This window comes from Ferruginibacter sp., assembly GCF_014377975.1.
GTDB lineage: Bacteria > Bacteroidota > Bacteroidia > Chitinophagales > Chitinophagaceae > Ferruginibacter.
Window position 1 is genome coordinate 1 of the sequence record NZ_JACMOO010000084.1, and the last position, 1729, is coordinate 1729.

Sequence of the window (1729 nt, forward strand, 5' to 3'; positions counted from 1 at the left end):
TGCAGTGGATGCAAAACCTGATGCTGTTGTGACATATCCCAGTGCAGTAGATTTATCCCCACTGGCTATGGTATAATAACCGGTAGCAAGAGAATAATTCCCTACGTTGTCCTTATCCCAATCTCCGAAGGCTACATATCCCACCCTGAAAGCAGCTTTGTCGGCATACCACATCATCCTTCTTCCTCCACCGCTAATGGGGGTATTACCTGCGGTGGCTGGTATATCGCCTGTAGCACTAAAAAGTACAGAACTATCTATTACATGCAGGCGGGCCAAAGGTGTTGTAGTGCCAATACCTACCTGGGCTTTTGCAGATACTACCGTAAAAAATAGTAATAGCAATGAGCATTGTTTTATTAGGTTCATATTTATAATCTTTATTTTAAATTTTTTTACATTCATTGGAGATATTTTCAAGGAAATAGTACTCATAAATTTGTTTAATCAGTTTTTGTTTTTAATCTCAACTAGTTTTTTGACATTACACGCCAGGCACAAGCCAATTCCGGCGATGCAACGTTTGCCGGCGCCGCAACGGTAAAAGATTTTCCATAAGTATTTTTAAATGTTACACGGGCATCTGAATTTGTGGCTTCTTCAACTAACATGTTAGGAACAGTAAGACTGCCTGTGCTGTAAATATGGAGTTTAGCAGCAGGGCTGCTGTTGCCAATACCAACTTGAGAAAATACTTGGCAGGAAAAGAAAGAAATTATCGCAATAATAAAGAGATATTTCTTCATAATGATTTATTTGAAATAATTGAATAATTGGTCTGATGTATTAATCGAGAAAAATATTTTAAGCTTTTTTATTGTATAACTATTTTTTGTGTGTAATTAGCAGATCGCAAAAAATAAGATCCTTTAGCATATCGGCTAACATCGATGATTTTAATTCCAGAACTTATCAGTTGCTGCCATAATAATTTACCATCAGAAGTATAAAATGATAGGGGGGTCAATTCAATAAGCTTTACTACCAGTATACCATTTGCAACGGGGTTGCCAAGTACGGTGAAAGGTTGTTCTAAAGTAGTAAACAATACTTTTCTTACAGGGCTGTAACTATAGTGATTGTCTAAGTCCGTCTCCTTTATTCTATAATAATTCGTACCCATAATCGGGTTTGTATGCACATAATTATACTCAATAGCAATGGTGCTGTTACCTGCCGCTGGCAGGATAGCGATAGTATTCCAGTTTACCCCTTCTGAACTATGCTGTACTGCAAAACTTTTGGTGTTCTGCTCTGAAGCCGTGCTCCATTTTAACAAGGTCGTTTGCTTTTCTTTAGTGGCATCAAAAGATAACCAGGTAAGTGGAAGTGCAGCGAATTGGCTGGCAAGCGTTAGTTCATTTAAAGTAATGCCCGTAAGGCCATCTGTCAAAACAAAATTATTTGTACCATCGCGGGTTGTCGCATTATAAGCATTCCAACTTACACCGTTATGAATATTAAGAGTAAGATCAGCCTCATTAATGCCGTTCAATTCTGCACCATCACTATACTTCATAAGTATAGACCCCGAAAAAGGGTTACTTGTATTACTGAATTGGTATACTCTGGAAATATAAGGATTGGTTTGGGAATGAATAATAGTTGCTGATTTACTGAGCGTAACATTACTTAGAGTAAAATTGGAGGAGGGTGTCAGTGTGAGGCTATCTATTGTAAACACCGTACCAGACAAAATGGTCACGTCCGAGCCATTAGCAACTTTTAA

Annotated in this window: 3 protein-coding genes; all 3 read right to left on the bottom strand. The window is 37.9% G+C overall.

The window, feature by feature from the left end:
• Positions 1 to 435 (bottom strand): hypothetical protein (locus tag H7254_RS04845; protein WP_301931915.1); only part of this gene is annotated, 435 nt, incomplete at its 3' end.
• A gap of 35 nt (positions 436 to 470) precedes the next feature.
• Positions 471 to 746, bottom strand: coding sequence for a hypothetical protein (locus H7254_RS04850; protein WP_301931916.1), 276 nt, complete (start codon positions 744 to 746; stop codon positions 471 to 473).
• 68 nt (positions 747 to 814) lie between these two features.
• On the bottom strand, positions 815 to 1729 hold a 915-nt coding region (locus tag H7254_RS04855; protein WP_301931917.1), incomplete at its 5' end, for a T9SS type A sorting domain-containing protein.

What these genes read in the sequence shown, in the direction of transcription:
- H7254_RS04850 (WP_301931916.1), bottom strand. Translation starts at nt 746, where the DNA reads ATGAAGAAATATCTCTTTATTATTGCGATAATTTCTTTCTTTTCCTGC.